The 17,728-nt window shown below is 60.9% G+C and carries 20 protein-coding genes; 8 read left to right on the top strand and 12 right to left on the bottom strand.

Features of this window, described 5'->3' with window-relative positions; genetic code table 11:
• Positions 1 to 4: 4 nt before the first annotated feature.
• Together YA0848_RS17325 and prlC are read right to left on the bottom strand one after the other, a co-directional pair.
• Positions 5 to 277, bottom strand: a complete 273-nt coding sequence (locus YA0848_RS17325; protein ID WP_034101676.1) for a YheV family putative zinc ribbon protein — start codon at positions 275 to 277, stop codon at positions 5 to 7.
• Positions 274 to 2,370: an oligopeptidase A gene (gene prlC / locus YA0848_RS17330; RefSeq protein ID WP_169902272.1), complete on the bottom strand. Its 2,097-nt coding sequence runs from the start codon at positions 2,368 to 2,370 to the stop codon at positions 274 to 276. The genes YA0848_RS17325 and prlC overlap by 4 nt, the downstream gene beginning before the upstream one ends.
• Before the next feature lie 54 nt (positions 2,371 to 2,424).
• Here prlC and YA0848_RS17335 point away from each other — a divergent pair, with 54 nt between their 5' ends.
• Together YA0848_RS17335 and YA0848_RS17340 are read left to right on the top strand one after the other, a co-directional pair.
• Positions 2,425 to 2,967, top strand: coding sequence for a gamma carbonic anhydrase family protein (locus YA0848_RS17335; RefSeq protein WP_034111115.1), 543 nt, complete (start codon positions 2,425 to 2,427; stop codon positions 2,965 to 2,967).
• Entirely contained in the window at positions 2,964 to 3,623 is a 660-nt protein-coding gene (locus YA0848_RS17340; RefSeq protein ID WP_034101672.1) for an HAD family hydrolase, read from the top strand. The genes YA0848_RS17335 and YA0848_RS17340 overlap by 4 nt, the downstream gene beginning before the upstream one ends.
• Before the next feature lie 66 nt (positions 3,624 to 3,689).
• Here YA0848_RS17340 and YA0848_RS17345 read toward each other — a convergent pair whose 3' ends face one another.
• Positions 3,690 to 4,733, bottom strand: coding sequence for an aminopeptidase (locus tag YA0848_RS17345; protein ID WP_169902274.1), 1,044 nt, complete (start codon positions 4,731 to 4,733; stop codon positions 3,690 to 3,692).
• Between the two features lie 110 nt (positions 4,734 to 4,843).
• On the opposite strand from YA0848_RS17345, the gene YA0848_RS17350 reads away from it, so the two are divergent.
• On the top strand, positions 4,844 to 5,266 hold the full coding sequence (locus YA0848_RS17350; RefSeq protein WP_034101670.1) for a PA0061/PA0062 family lipoprotein: 423 nt from the start codon (positions 4,844 to 4,846) through the stop codon (positions 5,264 to 5,266).
• Here YA0848_RS17350 and YA0848_RS17355 read toward each other — a convergent pair whose 3' ends face one another.
• Together YA0848_RS17355 and YA0848_RS17360 are read right to left on the bottom strand one after the other, a co-directional pair.
• Positions 5,267 to 5,506, bottom strand: coding sequence for a DUF1161 domain-containing protein (locus YA0848_RS17355; RefSeq protein WP_034101669.1), 240 nt, complete (start codon positions 5,504 to 5,506; stop codon positions 5,267 to 5,269). It abuts the gene before it with no gap.
• A 141-nt stretch (positions 5,507 to 5,647) separates the two neighbouring features.
• Positions 5,648 to 6,079: an OsmC family protein gene (locus YA0848_RS17360; RefSeq protein ID WP_034101667.1), complete on the bottom strand. Its 432-nt coding sequence runs from the start codon at positions 6,077 to 6,079 to the stop codon at positions 5,648 to 5,650.
• Positions 6,080 to 6,295: 216 nt separating this feature from the next.
• Here YA0848_RS17360 and YA0848_RS17365 point away from each other — a divergent pair, with 216 nt between their 5' ends.
• Positions 6,296 to 7,297 carry an LLM class flavin-dependent oxidoreductase gene (locus tag YA0848_RS17365; protein WP_034111111.1) on the top strand — a complete coding sequence of 334 codons (1,002 nt, stop codon included), beginning with the start codon at positions 6,296 to 6,298 and terminating at the stop codon, positions 7,295 to 7,297.
• Between the two features lie 63 nt (positions 7,298 to 7,360).
• Here the strand turns inward: YA0848_RS17365 and YA0848_RS17370 are convergent, their stop codons facing one another.
• Positions 7,361 to 7,585 carry a DUF1161 domain-containing protein gene (locus YA0848_RS17370; protein WP_034136332.1) on the bottom strand — a complete coding sequence of 75 codons (225 nt, stop codon included), beginning with the start codon at positions 7,583 to 7,585 and terminating at the stop codon, positions 7,361 to 7,363.
• A 113-nt stretch (positions 7,586 to 7,698) separates the two neighbouring features.
• Entirely contained in the window at positions 7,699 to 7,914 is a 216-nt protein-coding gene (locus YA0848_RS17375; protein ID WP_003170747.1) for a dodecin, read from the bottom strand.
• Positions 7,915 to 8,070: 156 nt separating this feature from the next.
• Between YA0848_RS17375 and YA0848_RS17380 the strand changes: the two genes are divergently transcribed.
• Positions 8,071 to 8,397 (top strand): DUF883 family protein, encoded by a 327-nt coding sequence (locus YA0848_RS17380; RefSeq protein ID WP_034101663.1) that lies wholly within the window; start codon positions 8,071 to 8,073, stop codon positions 8,395 to 8,397.
• Here the strand turns inward: YA0848_RS17380 and YA0848_RS17385 are convergent.
• A complete protein-coding gene (locus YA0848_RS17385) occupies positions 8,394 to 9,290 on the bottom strand; it encodes a LysR family transcriptional regulator (protein WP_169902275.1) in 897 nt (298 codons plus the stop codon). The two genes, YA0848_RS17380 and YA0848_RS17385, sit on opposite strands and share 4 nt — an antisense overlap.
• 110 nt (positions 9,291 to 9,400) lie before the next feature.
• Between YA0848_RS17385 and trpB the strand changes: the two genes are divergently transcribed.
• The 3 genes from trpB (at position 9,401) to YA0848_RS17400 (ending at position 13,270) form a co-directional block, all read left to right on the top strand.
• Positions 9,401 to 10,627 (top strand): tryptophan synthase subunit beta, encoded by a 1,227-nt coding sequence (trpB, locus tag YA0848_RS17390; RefSeq protein WP_169902276.1) that lies wholly within the window; start codon positions 9,401 to 9,403, stop codon positions 10,625 to 10,627.
• Positions 10,628 to 11,437 (top strand): tryptophan synthase subunit alpha, encoded by an 810-nt coding sequence (gene trpA, locus YA0848_RS17395; RefSeq protein WP_034101661.1) that lies wholly within the window; start codon positions 10,628 to 10,630, stop codon positions 11,435 to 11,437.
• 174 nt (positions 11,438 to 11,611) lie between these two features.
• Positions 11,612 to 13,270, top strand: coding sequence for an FAD-dependent oxidoreductase (locus YA0848_RS17400; RefSeq protein ID WP_169902277.1), 1,659 nt, complete (start codon positions 11,612 to 11,614; stop codon positions 13,268 to 13,270).
• Between the two features lie 66 nt (positions 13,271 to 13,336).
• On the opposite strand, the gene YA0848_RS17405 is transcribed toward YA0848_RS17400, so the two are convergent.
• The 4 genes from YA0848_RS17405 to YA0848_RS17420 all read right to left on the bottom strand — a co-directional run bounded on the left by YA0848_RS17405 (position 13,337) and on the right by YA0848_RS17420 (position 17,609).
• Positions 13,337 to 14,647 carry an MFS transporter gene (locus tag YA0848_RS17405; protein WP_184316444.1) on the bottom strand — a complete coding sequence of 437 codons (1,311 nt, stop codon included), beginning with the start codon at positions 14,645 to 14,647 and terminating at the stop codon, positions 13,337 to 13,339.
• A 178-nt stretch (positions 14,648 to 14,825) separates the two neighbouring features.
• Positions 14,826 to 15,974, bottom strand: a complete 1,149-nt coding sequence (gene dgoD, locus YA0848_RS17410; protein ID WP_034111103.1) for a galactonate dehydratase — start codon at positions 15,972 to 15,974, stop codon at positions 14,826 to 14,828.
• Between the two features lie 47 nt (positions 15,975 to 16,021).
• Positions 16,022 to 16,642, bottom strand: coding sequence for a 2-dehydro-3-deoxy-6-phosphogalactonate aldolase (locus YA0848_RS17415; protein ID WP_034101657.1), 621 nt, complete (start codon positions 16,640 to 16,642; stop codon positions 16,022 to 16,024).
• Between the two features lies 1 nt (position 16,643).
• Entirely contained in the window at positions 16,644 to 17,609 is a 966-nt protein-coding gene (locus tag YA0848_RS17420; RefSeq protein ID WP_169902278.1) for a 2-dehydro-3-deoxygalactonokinase, read from the bottom strand.
• Positions 17,610 to 17,728: the final 119 nt, after the last annotated feature.

Genomic DNA, 17,728 nt, shown 5'->3' on the forward strand with positions numbered 1-17,728 from the left:
TTCTTCAGTCTTTTTTCAGCTTTGGGTTCGGAAAGAACTGCACCGCCTGCACCTTCGGATCCGGCACTTTCAGCGCCGAGGTATTGACCCGCGTACCCAGTTCCTTGGGCACCGACAAGCCTTGGTCATTGAGCGTGTCGGTATAGCCGCAGGCCACGCATTCGCGATGGGGCACGTTGTCCTCCGTCCACATTTTCAGCTTGTCCGGCTCGCTGCACGCCGGGCACACAGCCCCGGCGATAAATTGCTTTTTGGTGATTACAGGTCCTTGGCTCATGCTGCTTCCTCGCTCAAGCCGCTGTGACGCAAGAGAGCGTCAATGGAAGGCTCGCGGCCGCGGAAATCGACGAACAGCACCATCGGTGCCTGGGAACCGCCACGCGCCAGGATCGCATCACGGAACGCACGGCCGGTTTCAGCATTGAGCACGCCCTCTTCTTCGAACTTGGAGAAGGCATCCGCCGATAGCACTTCGGCCCATTTGTAGCTGTAGTACCCCGCCGCGTAACCACCGGCGAAGATGTGCGCAAAGCTGTTGGGGAACCGGTTGTAGGCCGGCGGGCGCATGACCGAAACCTCGTCGCGTACTCCTTCAAGCACCTGCGCCACGCTGCGACCATCGCCATGAGTGGCATGCAGTTCGAAGTCGAACAGCGAGAACTCCAGCTGCCGCACCATCATCAGGCCGGATTGGAAGTTCTTCGCCGCAAGCATTTTTTCCAGCAGGTCCTGGGGCAGCGGCTCGCCGGTTTCATAGTGGCCGGAGATCAGCGCCAGACCCTCGGGCTCCCAGCACCAGTTCTCCATGAACTGGCTCGGCAACTCCACCGCATCCCACGCCACACCGTTGATCCCGGAGACACCAGCGTGGTCGACACGGGTCAGCAGGTGGTGCAGGCCGTGACCGAATTCGTGGAACAACGTGGTGACTTCATCGTGGGTCAGCAGAGCAGGCTTGCCGCTGTCGGCCGGGGCGAAGTTGCACACCAGGTTGGCCACCGGGCTTTGCAGCACGCCATCGATGGTGCGACGACGGTCGCGCGCGCCGTCCATCCAGGCGCCGCCGCGCTTGTTGGCGCGGGCGTACAGGTCGAAAAAGAAGCGTCCGACGTGCTGGCCGTTTTCCTTGATTTCGAACAGGCGAACGTCCGGGTGCCAGGTGTCGAAACCCTTTTGCTCGGCGATCTCAATGCCATACAAGCGCTGCACGATGGCGAACAGGCCGCTCAGCACTTTGTCGATCGGGAAGTAGGCGCGCAGGGCTTCCTGGGACACGCTGTAGCGCTGCTCGCGCAGTTTTTCGCCGTAGTAACCGCTGTCCCAGCTCTGCAAATCGGCACAGCCCTGTTCGGCGGCGTAGGCTCTCAGCTGCTCCAGGTCCTGAGCGGCAAACGGCTTACTGCGCTTGGCCAGGTCACGTAGGAAGCTCAGCACTTGGTCGCTGGACTCGGCCATTTTGGTGGCCAGGCTCAGTTCGGAGAACGAGGCGTAGCCCAGCAGGCTGGCCAGTTCCTGACGCAGGTCGAGAATCTGTTCCATCACCGGGCCGTTATCGTTCTGACCGGCATTCGGGCCTTGGTCCGACGCACGGGTGCAGTAGGCTGCGTAGATTTCCTCACGCAGGGCGCGGTCCTGGGCGTAGGTCATCACCGCGTAGTAGCTAGGGAATTCCAGGGTGATCAGCCAACCTTCGAGGCCCACGGCCTGTGCGGCGGCGGCCATCTGCGCCTTGGCCGAGTCAGTCAGGCCGGCGAGGATGGCTTCATCGGTGACGTGCTTGGTCCAGGCCTGGGTGGCGTCGAGCAGTTGGTTGGAAAACTTGCTGCCCAGCTCGGAGAGTTTGCTTTGCACTTCGGCATAACGTTTTTGCTGCTCGGGCGGTAAATCGATACCCGACAGGCGGAAGTCGCGCAGGGAGTGTTCGAGGATGGTTTTTTGCGCCACATCGAAGCCAGCGGCTTCCGGGCTATTGGCCAAGGCTTCGAAGGCCTGGAACAACTCGCGGTTCTGGCCCATTTCGGTGGAATAAGCACTCAGTGCCGGCAGGCACGCCTCGTAGGCTTCACGCAATTCAGCGCTGTTACACACGGCGTTGAGGTGGCTCACCGGGCTCCAGGCCGCGCCCAGGCGATCATTGAGTTCATCCATGGCCAGGACCAAGCCGGCCCATGTCGGATTTTTCCCCTGGCTTTGCAGGATGCCTTCGATGGCAACGCGGCTGTCGGCGAGGATCTGTTCAATGGCCGGCTGAACGTGCTCGGCACGGATCGCCGAGAACGGCGGCAGGTCGTAGGGCTGCAGAAGAGGGTTGTTCGCGCTCACGGTGGGTACCTTGGCTGGAGAAACATGTAAGAACAAAGATGGGGCCATCTTAATTACAATCAATGCCCACCGCAGCTATCAGCAAAAGAGAGAGAAGCTATCGTGACCCTTCGCACCTATCAGAACCACACGCCAACCCTGGGCGTCGGGGCGTTTGTCGATATTTCGGCGGTGGTGATCGGCGATGTCGAAATCGGCCCCGACAGCTCCGTATGGCCGCTGACCGTGATTCGCGGCGACATGCACCGCATCCGTATCGGCGCGCGCACCAGCATCCAAGATGGCTGCGTGCTGCACATCACCCACGCCGGGCCCTTCAACCCCGACGGTTTCCCGCTGCTGATCGGCGACGATGTGACCATCGCCCACAAGGTCATGCTGCATGGTTGCACGGTGGGCAGCCGTATCCTGATCGGCATGGGCAGCATCGTGATGGACGGCGCAGTGGTGGAGGATGACGTGATCATCGGCGCCGGCAGCCTGGTGCCGCCGGGCAAGACGCTGGAAAGCGGTTTTTTGTATGTGGGCAGCCCGGTGAAACAAATCCGTGCGCTGACTGACAAGGAACGCGCCTTTTTCACCTACAGCGCGGCGAACTACGTGAAGCTCAAAGACCTGCACCTGGCGGAAGGATTCGACCGATGACCCTGCATTACTCCACCGTGCTGTTCGATCTGGACGGCACCCTCACCGACCCGCGCGAAGGCATCACCCGCTCGATCCAGTACGCCCTCGCCAAGTTGGGCATTGATGAACCAGACCTGACCCGCCTGGAACACTTCATTGGCCCGCCGTTGCTGCAAGCCTTTATGCAGTTCTATGACTTCGATGAAGCCAAGGCCTGGGACGCGGTGAATTTCTATCGCGAGCGCTTCAAGGTCACCGGGCTGTACGAAAACCGCGTATTCGACGGGGTGATGCCGTTGCTGGAGGCACTCAACAACCAAGGCCGCCAGCTGTACATCGCCACCTCCAAGCCGTGGGAATTTGCCCGGGAAATTGCGCGGCATTTCGACTTTGCCAAGCACTTCAAGGTGATTTACGGCAGCGAGCTGGACGGTACCCGCACAAATAAGGTCGAGCTGATTGCCCACCTGATCAAAGAAGAGAGCCTGGACCCGGCCAACACCCTGATGATCGGCGATCGCAAGCACGACCTGATCGGCGCCCGTAGCAACGGGCTGGATTCGGCGGCGGTGGGGTATGGATTTGGCAGCTTTGAAGAATTGAATGCCGAAGCGCCGACCTGGCATTTCGAGACATTGGCCGCGATGCACGGGGCGTTTTTGCAGCGGCCTTAAAAATCGTCACCGGGGGCAAGCTGTGCAGCGTAAAAAGGTGGGAGGGGGCTTGCCCCCGATGAGGCCCTACAAGCCCACACCCTCCAACTGCCTTAACGCAGCCTTGCGCTGCATCTGCGGCATCTCGCCCATCTTTTCCACCGCGGCGTAGAATTTCAGCCAATCCCCACCTTGCTGGGCAAACAACGCCGCAAACGCCGGCACCCACTGGTCATACAGCCCAAACGGCAGCAGCCGAGCGTTATTCATCGGCTGATTGATCCAGGCGTCATAGCGTTTATCGCCCGCCCACTGGGTGTCGCGCAGTTGTCGATAGTCGTGGCGCAATTGCTCGAACTGCGCCGCCTTGGCCTGCCGCATCACCTCCGGGGCCAAGGGCTGTGCGTAGAGTTTTTCCAGGCATTGGCGGGTGTCGAGGATCAGGCGGATAAATTGCTCGCGCTGCCGCGCCTGGGTATTGCTGATCGGCCCCAGCCCCCTCGCTGCACGCCATTGGCGCGTGCCTTCTTGCTCGACGAAACTGGCAAACGACTCGTTGAACTCCGTGTCGTCTTTTACATAGAAACGCTGGTGAGCCAATTCATGGAAGATCAACGTGGCCAGCCGCTCATCGCCCCAGTTCATCATCGAGTTCATGATCGGGTCGTCGAACCACCCCAGGGTGGAATAAGCCTCCACGCCGCCGATCGCCACATCCATGCCTTGCAGTTTCAACACTGCCGCCTCGCCGCGTGCGGCGCCCTGGTTGTAATAACCGCGATAGGCCACGCAGCCGGCAATGGGAAAGCAATGGGTCTGAGGCGTCAGAGAAAACTCCTGCGTGGCAAAGACATTCCAGACCACATAGGGACGACCGATGTCCGCGTACAGCCTGTAACTCAGGTTATCGGGCAAGTGCAGATGGTCGCTGGCGAAGGTGCGTGCCTTCTGCGCTTGTGCCAGGTGTTCGCGCAGTACTTGCGGGCGCGTCGGGTCGGCAATGACTTGGGCCACGGGCTCGCGGGCGCGCAATAACTGCCATTGACCGCTCGCCAATTGGCTGTAGTAAGTGACACTGGAGCAACCGCTCAGCAGCACAGTCAACGCCGCAACAACAAAACGCCTGACCATATTCCGACTGCTCCTGGGTAATGTGCGCGCCAGACTAGCGTGCCTGCCGGGAATTTTTCCACGGCCTGAGGTGTTTATACTCAAACCTCATCCTGCATAGAGACTGTGCCATGCGCCCATTGCTTTTTGCCGCCGCTGCCTTACTTCTGAGTGCCTGCACCACAACACCGGTGCCGTCGGCCGACCCACAACAGGCATGGGTCGATTTCATCACGCCCACTCCGGGGGCGAAGCTGGTGATGGCACAGCGTCTGGACGGCAAGAATCTCGACGACGGGCGCTACTTCCAAATGCCGCCCGGCGCCCATGAACTGATGGTGCGGTTTGATTTTGAGGTGCCGGCGGGTGGCGGCCTAGGTAGCCTCAGCCAGATGATGTACCGAACCTGCTTTATGACGTTGCAGTACGACCACTTCCAGGCCGGCCAGCGCTACCTGCTGGAAGGTCGCTCGCTGGCCTTCACGCCCAACATCCGGCTCTACGACTCGGGCCGTCAGTTGCTGGCAGAGGAGCGCAGTGTGAACTGCCTTTAATCAGTCGTTGTTTTTCTGGTAGATGATGCGTTTGGTGCCGTTTTCGCACGTACCGACGATCATGGCGCTGTCGTGGTTCTTCGCTTCTTCGGCGGTGATGATTTCCAGGGTGTAGGACGGAATCGCCTTGGCCTGGATCTTCACTTCGATCTCTTTCCTGAGTTCTTCACAATCTTTTGGAGCGGCCACGGCCGATGTGGCCAACACACCGCAGATGATCGCCAAGGCAAAACGTTTCATGTTGAAGCTCCCTGAATGCATTGCGCACGAGTGTGCGACTAGGCTGCATAGGGTATAGGACCACAGTTGCGAATCGGGAGTTCTGATTTAACGCAGAACATCGCGGGAGGCGGCTTACGCCCTCCCACGATGGACCTTGTGTCAGTTTACGAGCGTGCCATCCAGGGTGATGGTTGCATTCAACACCTTGGATACCGGGCAACCTTCCTTGGCCTTTTTGCTTAGTTCATCGAACTGGGCCTGGCTGGCGCCTGGGATCTTGGCCTTGAGCGTCAGGTGCACGGCGGTGATCGCAAAGCCACCGTCGACCTGGTCCAAGGTCACGTCTGCCTGGGTGTCGATGCTGTCAGCCTTAAGGCCGGCATCGCCCAGAATCATGGAAAACGCCATGGAGAAACAGCCGGCGTGGGCGGCGCCGATCAGTTCTTCCGGGTTGGTGCCTTTGCCGCCTTCAAAACGGGCCTTGAAACCATAAGGCGCTTCACGCAGTACGCCGGTTTCGGTGGAAATGGAGCCCACACCTGTCTTCAGATCACCTTCCCAATGCGCGGATGCCTTTTTAACGATACTCATAGCTTTCTCCTCGAACGGTGGTTTTGCTTCAGTAAGGTTCTGAGGATAGAAGCTCTGGCAAAGTTCAGTCATAGGAAAAACCCAGCAATTAAGTAGGATTTTTTACACGCACTATTGAATCTCGGGTATATGCCCTCATTGCATAGAACATGCACATGAAGCGGCAGGTTTTGGTTCGTCTTAAGAAGCCTGCGCCCCTACTGGAGAAGCAGGCTTATGAAATCGCTGTCCGACATTAAGTTTTCCGCCCTCGACCTGGTGCCCGTGCGGGCCAATGGCAGCCCGGCGCAGTCCTTGCGCAATTCCCTGGACCTGGCTCAGCACCTGGAAAAATTCGGCTACAACCGCTTCTGGGTGGCTGAACACCACAACATGGATGGCATCGCCAGCTCAGCCACCTCAGTATTGCTCGGCTATCTGGCCGGCGGCACCTCGACGATTCGCGTCGGCTCCGGCGGTGTGATGCTGCCCAACCACGCGCCGCTGGTGATCGCCGAGCAGTTTGGCACCCTCGAAAGCCTGTACCCCGGGCGCATTGACCTGGGCCTGGGCCGCGCGCCTGGCTCCGACCAGATGACCGCCCGCGCCCTGCGCCGTGAGCGCTCGGGCAGCGCCGATGACTTCCCCGAAGACGTGGCCGAACTGATGGCCTACCTGGGGCCGCGCACGCCAGATCAAAGGGTCATCGCTGTTCCCGGCACCGGCACCAACGTACCGGTGTGGCTGCTGGGTTCGAGCCTGTTCAGTGCGCAACTGGCCGGCGAGCGCGGTTTGCCTTACGCCTTCGCCTCCCATTTCGCACCGCGCCTTATGCACGAAGCGATTCGCGTGTACCGCAACCACTTCAAGCCTTCAGCCGTGTTGGATAAACCCTACGTGATGTTGGGCATTCCGCTGGTGGCAGCCGATACCGACGAGCAGGCCGATTACCTGGCGACGTCCGTCTACCAGCGCATCCTCGCCTTGATGCGCGGCCAGAGCCTGGTGCAGCGCCCACCGGTGAAAACCATGGACGGCCTGTGGTTGCCCCATGAAAAGGACGCAGTCGGAAGTTTCCTCGGCCTGGCCATGGTGGGCAGCCCGGCGAAGATCCGCGCCAAACTTGAGGTGCTGATCGAACAGACCGGCGCGGACGAGTTGATCTTCACCTGCGATCTGTACGAACACGCCGACCGGATTCATTCCTACGAGTTGCTGGCGCAGCTGATGAAGGGCTGACCCAACCTCAGGCGAAAAAAAACCGACGCACCCGCGTCGGTTTTTTATGTCTGCAACACGGGGTTAGCCGCGTTTGTAGACGATTTCCTTGGTACCGCCTTCGCAACTACCGACCACTTGGGCGTCGGTCGAAGCGCCTTTGTCGACGATTTCCAGCGAATAGCCCGAAGCACCTTTGGCGTCGATTTTCGCGGCAATTTCGCTTTTGAGCTCTTCACACGGCTTACCCGCGGCCAGTGCGGAGCCTGCAATGCTCAACAAACCTACTGCTAACAGGAGCTTCTTCATCCGTTACTTCCTTGCGCTGATCGAAATGGACATACCGTTGCAATGGCATCGGCACCCGAACGGTGTAGCGCAGGTTATGGCAATCGGCCAGTCAGCAAGTTCAACTCACGGGATCAACTGCTGGCAATCCGGAATCCCACTTTCAACGTCACCTGGTAATGCGCCACCTTGCCGTTTTCGATATGGCCACGGGTTTCGGTGACTTCGAACCACTCCAGATGCTTGAGGCTCTTGTTCGCTTCGGCGATGGCATTGTTGATTGCGTCTTCAATGCTGGTGGTGGACGAACCCACCAATTCGACTTTCTTGTACGTGTGATGATCGCTCATGGTGTTTCTCCTAAGGGTGGTTTATGCAGCCTAGCAGTCAATCTTCGTACTGCTTCTGGCGGCCGTTCCTACCCGAAAGTTCAGATTTACTGCACTTTCTGCAAACCCCGCAGTCGGTATCTACACACGCCACTCAATCACTTCAGGAGAGTCCACATGGCCAACACTTCTTTACGCAAAGCGTCGCTGGAAAGCATGGAAGCCGAGATTTCGAGCCTGCTCAAGTCCCTTGAAAGTCTCAAGGACGATGCGTCCGATGAGTCGCGCAAAACCTTGAAGGCCCTGAAAAGCAATGCCGAGAACGCGCTCAAGCATTCCCGTCACCTGATCACCGACGCCTACGAAGAAAGCAAAGTCAAACTGCGCGAAACCGGCGTGGCGACTCGCGATTACGCACAAGAGCACCCATGGACCACCGCCGGCGTCGCCGTTGGCGCACTGGGCCTGCTGGCGGCTTACCTGCTGTGCAAGCGCGGTGACTAAACCAGTTGGCGCGACAGCTCAGCCTTGAGCCATTGCGCCAACTGCCGAGCGCGCCCATCCGCGGCGCGCTTGGGTAGCCACAACGCCAGGTGCGCCGGGGTTTCGCTGAAACCCCACGGCGCCACCAGGCGACCGGCCCGCAGATCCTCTGCCACCAACGGCTCCGGCGCGATCGCCACGCCCAGCCCGGCCACTGCCGCCTCCAGCAAATAATACAAATGCTCAAAGCCTTGCCCGTGCTTTAACGCCGCCGGTGCGATGCCATATTGCTGCGCCCAGCTGGGCCATGCCTGAGGTCGTGAAGTGGTGTGCAACAGCGCCTCGCCACACAACGCCGAGGCGGGCGCCTGGCGCAAACGCTCGTAGCCGCTGAAGCGCGGGCTCATTACCGGCCCGATACGTTCACTGGCCAACTCGTACACTTGCATATCCGCCGGCCATGGCGGTTCGGCGAACACCAGCAAGGCATCCAGCCCAGGCCGACGCGGGTCCAGATCGCCATCGCCCGCCGAAAGATGCAGGCGCAGGTCCGGCAGATCGGCATTCAGCCGGCCAAGCCGCGGGATCAACCAGCGCGCGAGCAAACTGCCTGAGCAACCGAGCACAAATGGGGCATCCACGCTGCTCTGAGTAAGTTCGGCACACACATCCCTCAAGCGCTCGAACGCCTCGCCGCTGGCATCCCGCAGCCGTACCCCGGCATCTGTGAGTTTAAGGCCACGACCCTCTTTGACGAACAGGCTGACGCCCAGGTGTTCTTCGAGCACCTTCAACTGGCGACTTACTGCGCCGTGGGTCACATGCAGTTGCTCAGCGGCCTGGCTGACGCTGTTAAGGCGCGCGGTGGCCTCGAATGCACGCAAGGCATTGAGGGGCGGGAGGTCTCGGCTCATCTGTGAGTTTTCCTGACAGGTTGCGGCGATCTTATCGGTTTTCAGCATCGAATGTGAGGGGTAGAGTGGCCCTCATTGCTTCCCACACGAATTCTTTCCTGGAGCGTCCCATGACTCAGTCCCAGACCGATCTACGCAACGGCCCAGACGCCAGCGGCCTGTTTGGCGCGTTCGGCGGCCGCTACGTCGCTGAAACCCTGATGCCGTTGATCCTCGACCTGGCCCGCGAATACGAAGCGGCCAAGATCGATCCGGCATTCAACGAGGAATTGGCTTACTTCCAACGCGACTACGTCGGTCGCCCAAGCCCGCTGTATTTCGCCGAACGCCTGACCGAATACTGCGGCGGCGCCAAGATCTACCTCAAGCGCGAAGAGCTGAACCACACCGGCGCGCATAAGATCAACAACTGCATCGGCCAGATCCTGCTGGCGCGACGCATGGGCAAAAAACGCATCATCGCCGAGACCGGCGCTGGCATGCACGGCGTGGCCACTGCCACCGTGGCTGCGCGTTTCGGCCTGCAATGCGTGATCTACATGGGCACCACCGACATCGAGCGCCAGCAGGCCAACGTGTTCCGCATGAAGCTGCTGGGCGCTGAAGTAATCCCAGTGGTCGCCGGCACCGGCACCCTGAAAGATGCGATGAACGAAGCCCTGCGCGACTGGGTCACCAACGTCGACAGCACCTTCTACCTGATCGGCACCGTGGCCGGCCCGCATCCGTACCCGGCGATGGTGCGCGACTTCCAGGCCGTGATCGGCAAGGAAACCCGCACCCAGCTGCAAGCCCAGGAAGGCCGCCTGCCGGACAGCCTGGTGGCGTGCATCGGCGGTGGTTCCAACGCCATGGGCCTGTTCCACCCATTCCTGGACGACAAGAGCGTGGAAATCATCGGCGTCGAAGCGGCCGGCCACGGCATTGAGACCGGCAAGCACGCCGCCAGCCTCAACGGCGGCGTACCGGGCGTACTGCACGGCAACCGCACCTTCCTGTTGCAGGACGACGACGGCCAGATCATCGACGCCCACTCGATTTCCGCCGGCCTGGACTACCCCGGCATCGGCCCGGAACACGCCTGGTTGCATGATATCGGCCGCGTCCAGTACACCTCGGTGACCGACCACGAAGCCCTCGATGCTTTCCACAAATGCTGCCGTCTGGAAGGGATTATTCCTGCACTTGAGAGCGCCCATGCCCTGGCCGAAGTCTTCAAGCGCGCACCGACGCTGCCGAAGGATCACCTGATGGTGATCAACCTGTCCGGCCGTGGCGACAAAGACATGCAGACCGTGATGCACCACATGGAACAGTCTCAGCAGGAGAAACACTAAATGAGCCGCCTGCAAACCCGCTTTGCGCAACTCAAGGAACAAAACCGTGCCGCCCTGGTGACCTTCGTCACCGCCGGCGACCCCGGCTATGATGCCTCCCTGGCGATCCTCAAAGGTCTGCCGGCTGCCGGTGCCGATGTGATCGAGCTGGGCATGCCCTTCACCGACCCAATGGCCGACGGCCCGGCCATTCAACTGGCCAACATCCGCGCGCTGGCCGCCAAGCAGAACCTGGCGAAAACCCTGCAGATGGTTCGCGAGTTCCGCAAGGACAACAACGAAACACCGCTGGTGTTGATGGGCTACTTCAACCCGATCCACAAATACGGCGTGCCCGCCTTTATCGACGATGCCAAAGCCGCCGGTGTGGACGGTTTGATCGTGGTCGACATGCCACCTGAGCATAACGGCGAGCTGTGCGACCCGGCCCAGGCCGCAGGCATGGATTTTATCCGCCTCACCACGCCGACCACCGATGACGCGCGCCTGCCGACCGTACTCAACGGCAGTTCCGGGTTTGTGTATTACGTGTCGGTGGCCGGTGTGACTGGCGCCGGCGCCGCCACCTTGGAACACGTCGAAGAAGCCGTCACGCGTCTGCGTCGGCACACCGATCTGCCGATCAGCATCGGTTTCGGTATTCGTACGCCGGAACAGGCCGCCGCAATTGCACGGCTGGCGGACGGTGTGGTGGTGGGCTCGGCGTTGATCGATCACATCGCCAATGCCAGCAGCGACCAGCAGGCTATCGACGGCGTGCTCAGCCACTGCGCAGCATTGTCGGAAGGTGTACGTAACGCTCGTAAGTAAAGGCCTCAGGCTCCCGACTGATCTAGGCTAGGCTGAAGGTGGGCATTGCGCCCCACCTTCAACGCACTTCTTGCCTATTGCTGTCTAACCACCTCTGCAAGCCCCACCGTTCTTGCTCCGTCGGTCGTTAAGTTAGTTGCATCAGAAGTCATCATTGTCTCCCTGGAGTCCATCATGGCATTTGATCTCGTCCCACCTTCAGACCCGCGTCACTCCACCTTGCAAAAAGGCTTCAACCTGCGCTGGCCAAAAGGCAACGTTCAGGGCGAGTCGTCGCCCGACGGCGCCAACCTGATATACCTGTGTCACACCCCCCAGGACATCATCGACGCCGCCGCCCAGGCATTGGCGATGCCCAACGGCCGCATCACCGTGCGCAGCGGCGGCCACTGTTACGAGGGCTTCGTCTCCAACGTGATGCCCAATGCGCCTGGCGAGGCATTATCGATTTTGGATGTAGGCCAGATGAACCAAGTGGCCTACGACCCCAGCGGGCAGATTGGCTCAGTGCTGATGCCCGACTCGACCTACCGCTACAGCGTGCGCCTGGAACCCGGTTGCCAGAATTGGGACACCAGCGTCGCGCTGTACAAGCTGGCGGGCAAAGCCTTGCCGAGCGGTTCCTGTTATTCGGTGGGGCTGGGCGGGCATATCTGCGGCGGCGGTTACGGGTTGCTATCGCGCAAATACGGGCTGGTCTGCGACTGGCTGGACGGTGTGGATATCCTGGTGGCCGATGCCACCGGTACAGGCCTTGAACCGGTGCATGTGTCCCGCGACAGCACCGATAGCGACGAGCTGGATTTGTTCGCGGCCTGCTGCGGTGCCGGTGGCGGCCAGTTCGGCATCATCACCAGTTACTACTTCAAGGCGCTGCCGCCAGCACCGAAGGAAGTGCTTTGGCTGCCGTTGGAATGGGATTTGAACGAACTGGACCGCACCAAGCTCGGCGGGCTGCTGGACGCTTATCAGCTCTGGTTTGCAAGCCATCAGGCGGACCCCAGCACCTGGGGCCTGGCCACCAAGCTGGAGATGCGTCACGCCAATACCGGCAACGTCACTCTAGGCATTCATTACGTCGACAAGGATGGCCAACTCGATGACCTCGCGCCCTTCGACGACTTTGTCAGCAGCATGCTCGCTGCGGTCGGCGGGAGTGCACGGGAATCATTGTTGCCGTTTCATGTGGTGCACCAGCCCAGCGGCATGAATAAGGGCCGCCACATCACCTCCCTGCGCACCGCCCATGACGCCGCCAGGCGCCTGGACTGGCTGTACGCCACGCAATCGCTCAACGGCTCTGGCGACAATCAGCGCGGTCGCTATAAATCGGCGTATCAGAAAGGCGCGTTCACGCTACAGGTCAAGGACGCGATCTGGAACACTTTGAAATGGCCCGACCCAGCGCAATACCTGACCCAGAGCCTGATACAGATCCAATCGTTCGGCGGGCGCATCAACGAAATGGAGGCTCCGATCCTGGCGCAGACCTCCGCCGCCCAGCGTTCCTCGTACCTCAAATGGCAACCGCAGTGCTATTGGCATTCGGCGGACGATGCAGTGGACCAGGCCCATGCCAACTGGATTCGCGGACTTTTTAAAGCGGCGTTCAGCACCGGCGTGCCGGACGATGCGCAATTCGAGGGCTGCTACATCAACTACCCGGACTTGGATATGACCTACATCGGCGGCGACCCGGCCAATGCCAAGAACCCGTCGTGGTATGGAATTTTCTTCCCCAACCCCCTCATCGAGAGCCGTCTGCGTAGAACCAAGCAACGCTGGGACCCATTGAATGTGTTCCGCAACGAAATGTCGGTGCCACTCCCATAACGACCGGCCTCTTAGGCTACAGCCCCGCTGGCGAGGGCATTGCGCCTTCGCCAGCGGGTGGCTGGTTTACAGCTCGATGCGCTCGACCTTGCCTACCAGCAGCACGTAGGACAACGCCCCCAGCAACGCCAGCAGCGCGATGTAGGTGATCGCTGGCGCAAACGAATCGCCGCTGGCCAGGAAACCGATGACGATTGGCGTGGTAATCGCCGCCAGGTTGCCGATGAAGTTGAACACCCCGCCGGTCAGGCCCAGCAGGCGCGCCGGGGCGAGGGTCGAGACCAGCGACCAGGTGATCGAAGCCAGCCCGTTGCCGAAGAACGCCACGGCCAGGAAGGCGATAACCAGCAGGGTCGATTCGACGAAGTTGGCGCCGATGATCGCCGTGGAGATCAGCAGGCCGCTGATGATCGGCAACTTGCGCGCAAAACCCACGCTCGCGCCGCGACGGATCAGCCAGTCGGAAAACAGCCCGGAACACAGCACCCCAACGAATGCCGCGAGAAACGGCAGCGACGCGAGCATGCCGGACTTGATGAAGTCCATGCCGCGGTACTTCACCAGATACGTCGGGAACCATGTCAGGAAGAACCACAGCGTGGAGTTCAGGCAGAACTGCCCGAGGTAGATCCCCCACAGTTTGCGCTTGCTCAGGACAATACCCAGGTCGACCCAGCTGAATGGCGTCTTGGTCTTGGCTGTTTGAGTGCTGAGGTCCACCAGCCCGCCACCGTCGCGGATCAGGTCGATTTCGGCCTGGTTGATACCTTTGAAATCACGCGGCTCGCGGTACACCGCGTACCAGATCGCCGCCCACAGAATGCCGACGCCACCGGTCACCACAAACACCATGTGCCAGCCATAGCGATGCTGCAGCCAGGCCAGGACCGGCGTCAGGAATGCCAGCCCGACGAATTGCCCGGAGGTGTAAAAGCCAATGGCGGTGGCGCGTTCACGCTCTGGAAACCAACTGGTGACCACGCGGCTGTTGATCGGATAGGCCGGCGCTTCCAGCGCACCGACTGCCATGCGCAACACGAACAGCGCGATGAAGCTGGCGGCAAACCCCAGCATCACGGTAGCGATGGACCACAGCAGCAGGGCAGCAGTGTAGAGAATGCGCGGCGGCACCCGGTCCACCAGCCAGCCGCCGGGGATTTGCATGGCCGCGTAGGTCCAGCCGAAGGCCGAGAAAATCAGGCCGACGTGCACCGGGTCGATACCAAGGTCACTGGTCAGGGCCGGAGCTGCAATCGAGAGGTTGCTGCGGTCCAGGTAGTTGATCACCACGGTGATAAACAGCAGCACCATGATGAAGAAGCGCTTTCGGCTAGGCGTGACTAAAGGAGCCTGCCCGGTCAAGGATTCAGGTTGCATGGGGGTAGTCTCTTCTTATGTTTATTGAGGACAAGTCTTACTGAAGAAACCGGATTGAATGTGGAGGGGAGGTTGCCGCCGATAGCTGAGTGTCAGTCGACATCGTCAGTGGCAGGGCCATCGCAATCGGGGGCAAGCCCCCTCCCACATTTTTTAACCGGCGCTCTTCATTGGGTGATCACCACTCGGCGAAGCTGCCGTCGGCGTGGCGCCAGATCGGGTTGCGCCAGCGGTGGCCGATGGCCGCGCGCTCGATCACGTATTCCTCGTTGATCTCGATGCCCAGGCCCGGGCCGTTAGGGATCTTGACGAAGCCCTGCTCATAGTCGAACACGCCGGGGTCACGCACGTAGTCGAGCAAGTCGTTGCTCTCGTTGTAGTGGATCCCCAGGCTTTGCTCCTGGATAAACGCGTTGTAGCAGGCCGCATCCAGTTGCAGGCACGCCGCCAGCGCAATCGGGCCCAGCGGGCAGTGCAGGGCCAGCGCTACGTCATAGGCTTCGGCCATGTTGGCGATCTTGCGGGTTTCGGTGATGCCGCCGGCGTGGGAGGCGTCCGGCTGGATGATGTCGACATAACCTTCGCTGAGCACGCGCTTGAAATCCCAACGCGAGAACAGGCGCTCGCCCAGGGCGATCGGGGTGCTGGTCAACGGCGCCAGCTCCTTGAGCGCTTCGTAGTTTTCGCTGAGTACGGGCTCTTCGATAAACATCAGCTTGTACGGGTCCAGCTCTTTCATCAGCACCTTGGCCATCGGCTTGTGCACGCGGCCGTGGAAGTCGACGCCGATGCCGACGTTGGGGCCGACCGCATCACGCACAGCGGCGACGTTGGCCAGGGCCAGGTCGACTTTTTCGAAGCTGTCGAGGAATTGCAGCTCTTCGGTGCCGTTCATTTTCACCGCAGTGAAACCACGCGCCACGGCGTCTTTGGCCGCGCGGGCAGTATCAGCGGGGCGGTCGCCGCCGATCCATGAATACACGCGGATTTTGTCGCGCACCTGGCCGCCCAGCAGATCGCTGACGGAAACGCCGAGGGCCTTGCCTTTGATGTCCCACAGCGCCTGGTCGATACCGGCGAGGGCGCTCATGTGCACCGCGCCGCCACGGTAGAAACCGCCGCGGTAGAGCACGGTCCAGATGTCTTCGATGTTGCGTGGGTCTTTACCGATCAGGTAGTCGGACAGTTCTTCAACGGCAGCAGCCACGGTGTGGGCGCGGCCTTCGACCACAGGCTCACCCCAGCCGGTCACGCCCTGGTCGGTTTCGACCTTCAGGAAGCACCAGCGCGGCGGGACGATAAAGGTCGTCAGTTTGGTGATTTTCATCTGTTATCTCTCTTGTAGATGCAGCGCCAGGGGCGCGGAACTTGAATTCAGCTCAGGGCTTTCCAGGCGGCGACATAAGCCTGGGCGCGGCTCGCTACCTGATCCACTGTCATACCCGGTTTGAACAACCCGGAACCCAGCCCGAACCCCTTGGCGCCGGCGTCGGTGAACACCTGCATGTTGTCCGGGGTAATGCCGCCCACCGGCAGCAACAACGTGCCCGCCGGCAATACCGCCAACCACGCCTTGATCACCGGCGGGCCCATTTGCTCGGCCGGGAACAGCTTCAACACGTCGGCGCCTTCGGCCAGTGCGGCAAAGGCCTCGGTGGGCGTGGCCACACCCGGCGACAGGTACAGGCCCGCCGCTTTGGCAGCGCGCAATACCTTGGCGTCACTGTGGGGCATGACGATCACTTGACCACCGGCGGCTTTCACCTGCTCGACCTGCTCGGGCGTCAACACCGTGCCGGCACCGATCAGGCAATCGGCGGGCAAGCTGTCACGCAGGATGCGGATGCTGGTGTAAGGGTCCGGTGAATTAAGGGGTACTTCGATCACGCGAAAGCCGGCCTGGTACAGCACCTGGCCGACCGCCTGGGCTTCCTCCGGGCGCAGGCCACGCAGGATGGCGATCAAACCGTTTTGAGCGAGTGCTTGCTTGAGCATGTCAGGCCTCCGTTGCAGGTTGAGTGAGCCCGGCCGCCAGCGCCAATTGCCACAGGCCGCGCTCGGTGGCTTCTTCGGCCAGGCTGACATGGGCAAAGCCGCAGAGGGCGAGGGCGCGTTGGTAGCGCGCGCATAAAGGGCCGGCGCCGACCAGGATGATCGGGGTGTGCCGGGCGCGCTCAGGCAGACCGGCCAGCTCATGACCGATCATCAGACCGGACAGGTAGTCCGCTTGCTGATCGGGCGCGAGTTCGGCGGTCAGACCTAGGGTGCGAGCGCTGAACAGCGTCGACAGCACGCCGCGCTGGCCATCCTGAGAGCGCGCCACTTGCACGCCGCGATCAAAGGCTTCGGCCTGGAAATGCTCGCAAGGCTGTTGCGTACGCCCCAGGATGCTGTGCTTGCTGAGGATCGCGAACACTTCACCGGTCATAAAGGTGTCGAAATGGGTGATGCAGCCACCGACCACCTCGACCCACTTGGAGTGGCTGCCCGGCAGGCCGATCAAGACTTCACCGCCGGCAGGCCGGTTGTGCAGCACGCCGAGCACCTGGGTTTCTTCGCCGCGCATTACGTTGGGCAAGCGGCCTTGCTCGATCACGCCGGGCACGATATGTACCGCCACGCCACGCAGGCTGCGTACGCTGTGCAAGGCTTTGCCGAGACTGGCGACGTCCACCGGCGTATTGCGGTATGCCGCTTCGCTCCAGCCCTGAGCGCTGCCCACCATGCCGCAGGCGATCACCGGCAGGTGTGGCTCGGCGTCGAGCCAATCCCCACACGCCGCGTCGAACGCCAACTCAAAACCATCGCTGCAGAGCACGCCGGCAATGTCGCGGGGTTCGCTGGGCAGATGCATGATGCCCGACGCCAGCGAGCGTTGTTCCAGCACCACGCCTGCGGGGCCGAGTTTGTAAGCACGAAGGGAGCTGGTCCCCCAGTCGAGCGCGATCAATTGCGCCTGCATCGCTTCACCTGAAATGTGTGGGTGCTGAAATAAGCAGATGGGCGACTATAAACCTATGCCGTGAAATATCTCAATATATAAATGGCTATCCCACATAGTGGGAGATAGACAAGCAAAGT

Source organism: Pseudomonas sp. S4_EA_1b (assembly GCF_016307435.1).
Classification (GTDB): Bacteria; Pseudomonadota; Gammaproteobacteria; order Pseudomonadales; family Pseudomonadaceae; genus Aquipseudomonas; species Aquipseudomonas rhodesiae.

Bases quoted from the DNA above. Each gene is read 5' to 3' on its own strand.
- trpA (WP_034101661.1), top strand. From the start codon at position 10,628: ATGAGCCGCCTGCAAACCCGCTTTGCGCAACTCAAGGAACAAAACCGT.
- YA0848_RS17415 (WP_034101657.1), bottom strand. From the start codon at position 16,642: ATGCTCAAGCAAGCACTCGCTCAAAACGGTTTGATCGCCATCCTGCGT.
- trpB (WP_169902276.1), top strand. From the start codon at position 9,401: ATGACTCAGTCCCAGACCGATCTACGCAACGGCCCAGACGCCAGCGGC.
- YA0848_RS17405 (WP_184316444.1), bottom strand. From the start codon at position 14,647: ATGCAACCTGAATCCTTGACCGGGCAGGCTCCTTTAGTCACGCCTAGC.
- YA0848_RS17340 (WP_034101672.1), top strand. From the start codon at position 2,964: ATGACCCTGCATTACTCCACCGTGCTGTTCGATCTGGACGGCACCCTC.
- YA0848_RS17400 (WP_169902277.1), top strand. From the start codon at position 11,612: ATGGCATTTGATCTCGTCCCACCTTCAGACCCGCGTCACTCCACCTTG.
- YA0848_RS17360 (WP_034101667.1), bottom strand. From the start codon at position 6,079: ATGAGTATCGTTAAAAAGGCATCCGCGCATTGGGAAGGTGATCTGAAG.
- dgoD (WP_034111103.1), bottom strand. From the start codon at position 15,974: ATGAAAATCACCAAACTGACGACCTTTATCGTCCCGCCGCGCTGGTGC.
- YA0848_RS17350 (WP_034101670.1), top strand. From the start codon at position 4,844: ATGCGCCCATTGCTTTTTGCCGCCGCTGCCTTACTTCTGAGTGCCTGC.
- YA0848_RS17385 (WP_169902275.1), bottom strand. From the start codon at position 9,290: ATGAGCCGAGACCTCCCGCCCCTCAATGCCTTGCGTGCATTCGAGGCC.
- YA0848_RS17345 (WP_169902274.1), bottom strand. From the start codon at position 4,733: ATGGTCAGGCGTTTTGTTGTTGCGGCGTTGACTGTGCTGCTGAGCGGT.
- YA0848_RS17375 (WP_003170747.1), bottom strand. From the start codon at position 7,914: ATGAGCGATCATCACACGTACAAGAAAGTCGAATTGGTGGGTTCGTCC.
- YA0848_RS17325 (WP_034101676.1), bottom strand. From the start codon at position 277: ATGAGCCAAGGACCTGTAATCACCAAAAAGCAATTTATCGCCGGGGCT.
- prlC (WP_169902272.1), bottom strand. From the start codon at position 2,370: ATGGCCCCATCTTTGTTCTTACATGTTTCTCCAGCCAAGGTACCCACC.
- YA0848_RS17420 (WP_169902278.1), bottom strand. From the start codon at position 17,609: ATGCAGGCGCAATTGATCGCGCTCGACTGGGGGACCAGCTCCCTTCGT.
- YA0848_RS17380 (WP_034101663.1), top strand. From the start codon at position 8,071: ATGGCCAACACTTCTTTACGCAAAGCGTCGCTGGAAAGCATGGAAGCC.
- YA0848_RS17370 (WP_034136332.1), bottom strand. From the start codon at position 7,585: ATGAAGAAGCTCCTGTTAGCAGTAGGTTTGTTGAGCATTGCAGGCTCC.
- YA0848_RS17365 (WP_034111111.1), top strand. From the start codon at position 6,296: ATGAAATCGCTGTCCGACATTAAGTTTTCCGCCCTCGACCTGGTGCCC.
- YA0848_RS17355 (WP_034101669.1), bottom strand. From the start codon at position 5,506: ATGAAACGTTTTGCCTTGGCGATCATCTGCGGTGTGTTGGCCACATCG.